We start from the raw sequence: 7,939 nt of genomic DNA, 5'->3' as shown, positions 1-7,939 counted from the left end.
GTTATGAGTCCTGACCCTAGCGAAACCGACACTTTTTCAAAATTTATTTTCAAAAAGGTGCTTTTGCACGAAATCTATGGGTCGCCCCGCCATCAGGATGCTTCACGCGCAGTTCTTCCGAATGCAGCATCAAGCGCGAATGATCTGTTAAATCAGCACCCTTGGCATAGAATGGATCACCCAGGATCGGGTGTCCAAGCGACAACATATGAACCCGCAATTGATGCGAACGCCCTGTCTTTGGCGTTAGCTTTACACGCGTTTCATTCTCGCCATAACGCGCCACACGCCAATCGGTTTGTGCCGCTTTGCCCGTCTCATGGCACACCATCTGAAGCGGCCGGTTTTCCCAATCCACAATCAATGGCAGATCAACCGTGCCTGTCTTCGGTTCCAAAATTCCAGCAACCTTCGCCACATAGGTCTTTTGCGTCATGCGCTTTTCAAATTGCAGCCCCAAGTGGCGCTGCGCATGGCGTGTCAAAGCAAATATCATCACGCCAGACGTATCGCGATCCAAACGATGCACCAAAAGACCCTGCGGAAACACCGCCTGCACACGCGCAATCAAGCAATCAGCGAGGTGTTCGCCCTTGCCCGGCACGGACAGCAAACCAGCAGGTTTATTCACGATCAGAATTTCATGATCATCGTGCAGAATATCCAAAGGATCCTGCGGCGGGTTATAATCAGAACTCATGTGCGGCGCATTTGGCGTATCATCGAGGTCGTGTAGATGATCAGCGCCAGCCAGATCAACAGGAACGCAATGGCGCGCGCGCGGCCAAAGGGTTCATCGAACACGAAGACCGCGATTAAGAAAATCATCGTCGGCGCGATGTATTGCAGAATGCCAATCGTCGACAGGCGCAGCAGTTTTGCACTGTTTGCGTAGATCATCAAAGGGACCGCCGTGATTACTCCACAGCCAAGCAACAACCATGTGTTGGTGCTAAGTGTCAGCTCAAAGTGAGACGTCCCGTTCGTTCCAAGGTACGCGGCATAGGCCAACGCGAAGGGAAGCAATATTAACACCTCAAGCAAGAAGCCCTGATTGGGTCCAATCGGCAATTGCTTTTTGCCCAGCGCATAAAAGCCCCAAGTCAACATCATGCCAAGCGCAGCCCAAGGTAGGCCACCTCCATCCACGACCAAAACAACAACTGCAGTTGCCGCCAAAGCAATGGCAACCAATTGCGCTCTGCTCAGTTTTTCACCAAGAAACAAAGCACCTAGGGCAATACTGAAAAGCGGGTTCATGTAATAGCCAAGCGCTGCTTCCATCGCATACCCAGAGGTAACAGCCCAAACATAGATGCCCCAATTGAGCGACACCAACGCAGCTGTCACGCAGGCCATCCCCAGCATGCGCGGCGAACGCAACGCTGTCAGAACATCCTTGGTACGCCGCAAAATCAACAGAACAACAACCGCGATTGGGATTGACCAAATAACGCGATGCGCAATGATTTCTGCAGGCGGGATGTGGGAGAGATGCTTGATGTACAGCGGCAAAAACCCCCACAACAGATAGGCTGTCAGAGCAAATGCAAGGCCGCGTGGCGTATCAACATTGGGGCGTTGTGTCATACATCAGCAGTGGACCGACAACGCGCCAAGTTCAAGCCCCTAGCGCGTCCCGCAAGGTGCGTGATGTCACGCACCCCCCCCTATACTTTAACGCGCTCGGACTTAGGATCATAAAACGGTTTGGACGACACTTCCGCCTTCACGCGCGTGCCTGCCACATCAACCTCAAAGCTCGATCCCAGCACATTGGCAAGTGTCTCGCCCTTACACGGAATGTAGCCCATGCCCATCGCCGCACCCTCATGGTGGCCATATGCGCCAGAGGTCAGATAGCTGACGATTTCACCGTCTCGCAACACAGGTTCCGCATGATACAAAAGCGGTTCAGGATCACTCAGCTTGAACTGCAACAAACGCATATCCAGACCGTTCTCTTGCTTGTCCAAAATCGCCTCGCGCCCAATGTAGTCCGCTTTGTCCTTCTTCACCGCAAAGCCTAAGCCCGCTTCCATCACATGATCTTCTGACGTGATATCATGCCCGAAATGGCGGAACCCTTTTTCTATGCGGCACGTGTCCATCATGTGCATTCCACATAGTTTCACACCCATGTCCTGACCCGCGCTATAAAGCGTTTCGAACACATGGCCCGCCATATCGGCAGAGGCATAAATCTCCCAACCCAGCTCACCCACATAAGTCACGCGGTGCGCGCGGGCGAGGCCCATGCCGATCTCGATCTCTTGCGCCGTGCCGAACGGATTAACCGCATTGGTAAAGTCATTTGGCGACACAGCCTGCAACAAATCACGTGCCTTTGGGCCCATGATCGCCAGCACACCTTCGCCTGCGGTCACATCCGTGATCACCACATTGAAATCACCAACATTGCGGCGCATCCATGTTTCGTCTGCAAGGCGCGTCGCGGCAGGGGTCACCACCAAATAAGCTGTCTCAGAGAGGCGCGTGACAGTCACATCCGACTCAATCCCGCCGCGACTATTCAGGAATTGCGTATAGACGATCTTGCCGTTTGGAACGGAGTAGTCACCACCCCCGACGTAGTTCAAATACGCCTCTGCATCACGCCCTTCGACGCGGGTTTTACCAAAGGACGACATATCATACATGCCAACGCCCGTGCGCACGGCCATATGTTCATCGCGCACGTTGTCGAAGAAATTCTGACGCTGCCAGCTATATTTGTATGCGCGCTCTTGGCCCTCTCGCGCGAACCAGTTGGCCCGTTCCCAACCTGCGATCTCGCCCATAACAGCACCCTTGTCCAAAAGCTGCGCATGGAACGGGGTACGGCGCACACCGCGCGCAGTTTTCTTTTGCAAATAGGGGAAGTGATCAGCATAGAGCAGACCAAGCGTTTCTTTTGAACGCTCAAATAGATAGGTTTTGTTGCCTTGAAACGGCTGCATACGGGAAATGTCCACATCACCCAGATCGAAAGGTTTATCGCCCTCGTCCATCCACTGCACCAGTGCCGAACCCGCGCCACCAGCAGATTGAATCCCGATAGAGTTGAAGCCACACGCGACCCAGAAATTATCCATCTCAGGCGCAAGGCCAAGGTGGTAGGCATCATCAGGCGTGAAACTTTCGGGGCCATTGAAGAACGTATGAATCCCCGCTTCAGCAAGCATCGGCATACGATTAACGGCATTCTCTAAGATCGGTTCAAAGTGGTTGAAATCTTCGGGCAGTTGGTCGAATTCAAAGTCCTTGGGGATGTCTAAAGTCCACGGCTTGGACACAGGTTCGAACGCGCCCAAAAGCATCTTGCCAGCGTCTTCTTTATAATACGCGCACTCATCAGGGACGCGCAGCACAGGCATTTGCGTCAGGCCCGGAATGGCCTCGGTCACGATGTAGAAATGTTCGCACGCATGCAGCGGGATGTTCACGCCAGCCATACGACCGATAGAGTGTCCCCACATGCCGCCACAGTTTACAACGTGCTCAGCGTCTATCGTGCCCGTCTCGCCGTTCTTATCTTCCCACGTGACACCCGTCGCCCGCCGGCCCTCTTTCAGGATATCTGTGACCAGATATCCCTCTTTCACCAGCGCCCCGTTCTGGCGCGCGCCCTTTGCTAGCGCATGTGCAATGTTGGACGGATCACCCTGCCCGTCTAGCGGCAGATAAACACCACCAACCACACCGTCGATGTTCAAATGTTCGTACTTGGCCTTCACTTCGGCGGGCGAAATCGCTTCGGCTTCTACACCAAAGGACCGCGCCATCGCGGCGTGGCGATTGATCTCTTCAAGGCGTTCTTCGGTCAGTGCAACGGTGATTGACCCACAGCGTTTAAAGCCTGTTTCAACACCCGTTTCAGCCGTCAGATTACCGTATAATTCCTGGCTATACTTCGCCAGCTTTGTCATATTCTTTGTCGCACGCAGCTGCGCGATAAGGCCAGCTGCGTGCCATGTTGTTCCTGATGTCAATTGTTTTCGTTCCAGCAACACCACGTCCTTCCACCCAAGTTTGGCAAGGTGGTACGCAACAGAGCATCCAATGATGCCGCCGCCAATAATGACGACGCGGGCTTTTTCAGGAAGAGACATCAGCGTGGTTCCTTTAAACGATTGTATGCCCAGCAGCGCGCAGGCGCTTGGCTATTTCAGCGATATGTGCGGGTCCAACTTCACAGCAGCCACCGACAAGTGTGGCCCCTTGTTCGATCCACTCCATGACGTGATCCGCATAGACGTCTGGTGTAAAATCCTGACGTTGAGACAGCGCATCGACGGTAGGGCGGTCTTTTAGAAAATCGTTAGTGATCTGGGTAAAGCCGTTGGCGTAGGCACCGTATGGCAGACCCGCTTTGGCGATTTCAGCCAAGGCCGCAGGAATCGCTTCGGGTGCAGAACAGTTGGCCAAAGCCGCGACTGCGCCCATGTCAGCAGCGATTTGTACCGCCTCTTGAACGGACTCACCAGAGCGCAGTTTCGTGCCGTCCTCATCATCCACAGAAAACGCACACCAGATCGGAGCGCCCGCAGACTTCGCGCCTTCAATAATGCAGCGCGTGTGCTGCAATGAAACAACTGTTTCACAGAACACCAGATCAACGTTTCCTTTAAAGCCACGCGCGACCTCTGCATAAAGCGGGACGGCAATATCAGCTGTAGGATGCGCATCGGGGCGATAGCTTGCGCCCAGTGGTCCGATGCTACCTGCGATGCGTCCAGCGCCTGCTCGGCCATCTTGAGCCTCTTTCAGCGCCATCGCATGAAGCGTTGCAAATTGATCTTCGATCCCGAAAGGGGCAAGGCGATCACGGTGAATTGCATATGTGTTCAGCGTCGCAATAGTAGAGCCAGCAGCAAAGAAATCGCAGTGGACCTCGGACACTAAACCGGGCTTATCCATCATCACTTGTGTGGACCAAAGCGGCGTCGGGCGATCCCCTGCACGGTGCACAAGTTCTTGGCCCATGCCACCATCAAGAAGCGTAATTTCAGTCATCAGATCGGTCCTGTTAATAAGAATATCGTCAAGGCAGCCGCATAGCACCAGTCCACCGCAACACAACCGCTTATGTACCAGCCAAAGAACGGTGTGCCGTGGCCACAATGTTTCATCAAATCCCAGACGCCATGGTCAAAGATGCCGGCGATAATCAGCCAAGGTGTGGTGAACAGACCCATGAACCCAACAAGGGCTAGACAGAGTGAGATCCAAAGCTCTAGCGAGAAATGGTTCCCACTGCGCCAAGCAGCCGCGGGATAGGTAAAGAGCATCGCAATCAAGAAGAAGACTGCAATGCCCCAGATCAAAGCGTAAGGCAGGGCGAAATGACTGACAGGAATGCAAAGCACGTAGAGCGTTGCAGCCGCTTTGAGCGCCATGAAGCGTTTCGATAGCAGGCTGTCGTGCCAGTCAATATCACTGTGCGCGTGCGTCACGCACGTAGCCTTTTGTTCGCAGGATCCCACATCGGTTGATCTTCTTGAACGGTCACGCCGTAACGTGCGCCAAAGATCTCAACTTCCAGTTTCGTGCCTGCTTCAAGCAGATCCGCACGTAACATGCCCAGCGCGATGTTCTTACCTGTGCGATAGCCCATTGCAGAAGACGTGACTTCGCCAACGACCTCTGCGCCGTTCCAGATCGTGGACATATAAGGCGCATCAAAGACGCAGGCGTCATCAATCGTAAGCGTGACAAAACCCTTCTTGCGACCTGCTTGCTTTTCGCTCAGCAAGGCTGCTTTGCCAGGGAAGTCTTGCGGCTTGTCAAACTTGATGAAACGCTCATGACCACCTTCAAGAAGCGTGTAATCCGTGGACAGATCACCCTTCCAAGCGCGGTAGCCTTTTTCGATGCGCATAGAGTTCAAAGCATACATTCCGAAGGGTTTCGCGCCCGCGCCAATTACAGCATCATAAAGCGCTGGCATTTGGGCGTTCTCCACGTGAATTTCCCAACCGAGTTCACCTGCAAAACTCACACGGTTCAGCGCGCATGGTTTGCCCGCGACAGTTGCCGCTTTGTGGGTCAGCCAGCCTGTCGAAAGGTCAGCGTCAGTGCCAATCGCCTCGAAGAGGTCACGGGATTGGGGGCCTGTCACGATGAGCGTGGAAAACTCTGTTGTGTGATCCGTCAGGGTCAGACCCGCAGGCAGGTTTTTGTTCAGAACCTCAAAATCATGCCATTGCGCAAGCGCCGCAGTGATCAACGTGAACTGATCCTCGCCGTGACGCATCACAGACATCTCTGTCAGGATACGACCGCGACTGTCTGCAAAATAGGCTAGGTTCATGCGACCGATTTTCGGAAGTGCGCCTGCGATCAGTGTGCGTAGATATTCAGCGGCACCTTCACCCGATAGATTGAAGCGAGAGAAGCCCGGCAGATCGAGAACACCAACGCCATCGCGCACGGCTTCGACTTCTTCCTTGATGCGCTGCTCCCAAGGACCAGAACGTGTCCATGTTTGCGTGCTTTCTTCGGACGTATCGTCACCGTCTTTGGCAAACCAATTCGCGCGTTCCCAACCGTTAAAGACACCCATCTGCCCGCCAAGTTCGCGGATTTTGCCGTCCACAGGGGACAGTTTTTTGTCGCGACCCGCAGGCCACTCATGATGCGGGAAGTGCATTGCGTATTCATGACCATAGGTTTCCATGGCTTTGGCATAGCAATGATCGTGATCTGTATAGTCGGTATAGCGACGTGGATCACAGGCCCACATGTCATCTTCGGTTTCACCATGCATGATCCATTCAGACAGCACCTTACCAGCGCCGCCCCCTTGGGCGATGCCGAAGGTAAAGGAATGACCCTCGAACGCATTTGGGCAACCCGGCATGGGACCAATCATCGGAAGGCCATCGGGCGCATATGGGATAGGACCGTTGATATTGCGTTCTATCCCACCCTCACCAAGCAAAGGAACACGTTCCATCGCGTCTGTGATCTGGTATTCAATCCGGTCCAGATCGTCTGGATACAATTGGAATGAAAAATCTTCGGGCATAGGATCTTCGGGTGTTACCCAATGCGCCTTACAATTGCGCTCATAGGGTCCAAGATTCAGGCCGTTCTTATCCTGACGCAAATAATAACTGATATCCACATCGCGCACCAACGGCAGCTTGTGGCCCTTTTCCTTGGTCCATGCTTCCAGCTCTGGCAGCTGGCCCGTCAGGAAGTACTGATGGGACATGACAACCATCGGAACCGTGCGTCCGCCATGCGGTTTGAACATCTCGCCCACACGTTGCGCATAATAGCCCGCGCAGTTCACAACTTTCTCACAGCGAATGTCGCCCTTATCGGTTTTCACAATCCATTCATCACCTTCACGATCAATGCCCGTCACAGGACAGAAACGTTCGATCCGACCACCCGCATCGCGCGCACCTTTGGCAAGCGCTTGCGTCAACTGAGCGGGATCAATATCACCGTCCAGTGGATCCCACAGACCACCTGTCAAATCGTGGGTTTCCATAAAGGGATGCAAGTCCTGCATCTCTTTCGGGGTCATGATGTCCATTTGTAGACCTTGATATCGGCCCATGCCTGCGACACGCTCAAATTCCTGCATTCGCTCTTTGGAGTGAGCAAGGCGGATAGACCCTGTCACGTGGTAATTCATCGGATAATCAACGTCTTCGCCTAGCGTGCGATACATCTTGGCGCCGTAGCGCTGCATGTTCATCACGGCCCAAGAACCAGCAAAATTAGGAACGTTGCCCGCGGCGTGCCATGTGGAACCCGCTGTTAATTCGTTCTTTTCAAGCAGCACGCAGTCTTTCCAACCCGCTTTGGCCAGATGATAGAGCGTTGATGTGCCGACGACACCGCCGCCGATAATGACCACACGGGCCGTAGTTGGAAAATCAGACATGTTCGCTCCCTAGTTTTCGTTTTGCGGGCATGGTGT

6 protein-coding genes are annotated in these 7,939 nt (G+C 53.8%); all 6 read right to left on the bottom strand.

Translation table 11 applies throughout. From position 1 onward, the window contains the following. Positions 1-49: 49 nt before the first annotated feature. Positions 50-700 (bottom strand): RluA family pseudouridine synthase, encoded by a 651-nt coding sequence (locus QZ279_RS04760; protein WP_293448632.1) that lies wholly within the window; start codon positions 698-700, stop codon positions 50-52. After that, the gene (gene rarD, locus QZ279_RS04755; RefSeq protein WP_293448630.1) at positions 697-1,590 is read right to left on the bottom strand and encodes an EamA family transporter RarD; all 894 of its coding nucleotides are present in this window, start codon (positions 1,588-1,590) and stop codon (positions 697-699) included. Before rarD ends, QZ279_RS04760 begins: the two co-directional genes overlap by 4 nt. Before the next feature lie 80 nt (positions 1,591-1,670). Continuing rightward, complete coding sequence (locus QZ279_RS04750) at positions 1,671-4,115, bottom strand: FAD-dependent oxidoreductase (RefSeq protein WP_293448646.1); 2,445 nt, start codon at positions 4,113-4,115, stop codon at positions 1,671-1,673. Between the two features lie 10 nt (positions 4,116-4,125). After that, positions 4,126-5,016, bottom strand: coding sequence for a homocysteine S-methyltransferase family protein (locus tag QZ279_RS04745; RefSeq protein WP_293448627.1), 891 nt, complete (start codon positions 5,014-5,016; stop codon positions 4,126-4,128). Continuing rightward, on the bottom strand, positions 5,016-5,456 hold the full coding sequence (locus tag QZ279_RS04740) for a hypothetical protein (RefSeq protein ID WP_293448625.1): 441 nt from the start codon (positions 5,454-5,456) through the stop codon (positions 5,016-5,018). The genes QZ279_RS04745 and QZ279_RS04740 overlap by 1 nt, the downstream gene beginning before the upstream one ends. Next, positions 5,453-7,903, bottom strand: coding sequence for an FAD-dependent oxidoreductase (locus tag QZ279_RS04735; RefSeq protein WP_293448623.1), 2,451 nt, complete (start codon positions 7,901-7,903; stop codon positions 5,453-5,455). The genes QZ279_RS04740 and QZ279_RS04735 overlap by 4 nt, the downstream gene beginning before the upstream one ends. Positions 7,904-7,939 lie beyond the last annotated feature (36 nt).

Source organism: Planktotalea sp. (genome assembly GCF_018607965.1).
Lineage (GTDB): Bacteria > Pseudomonadota > Alphaproteobacteria > Rhodobacterales > Rhodobacteraceae > Planktotalea.
This window is presented reverse-complemented; position numbering and strand designations above follow the sequence as displayed.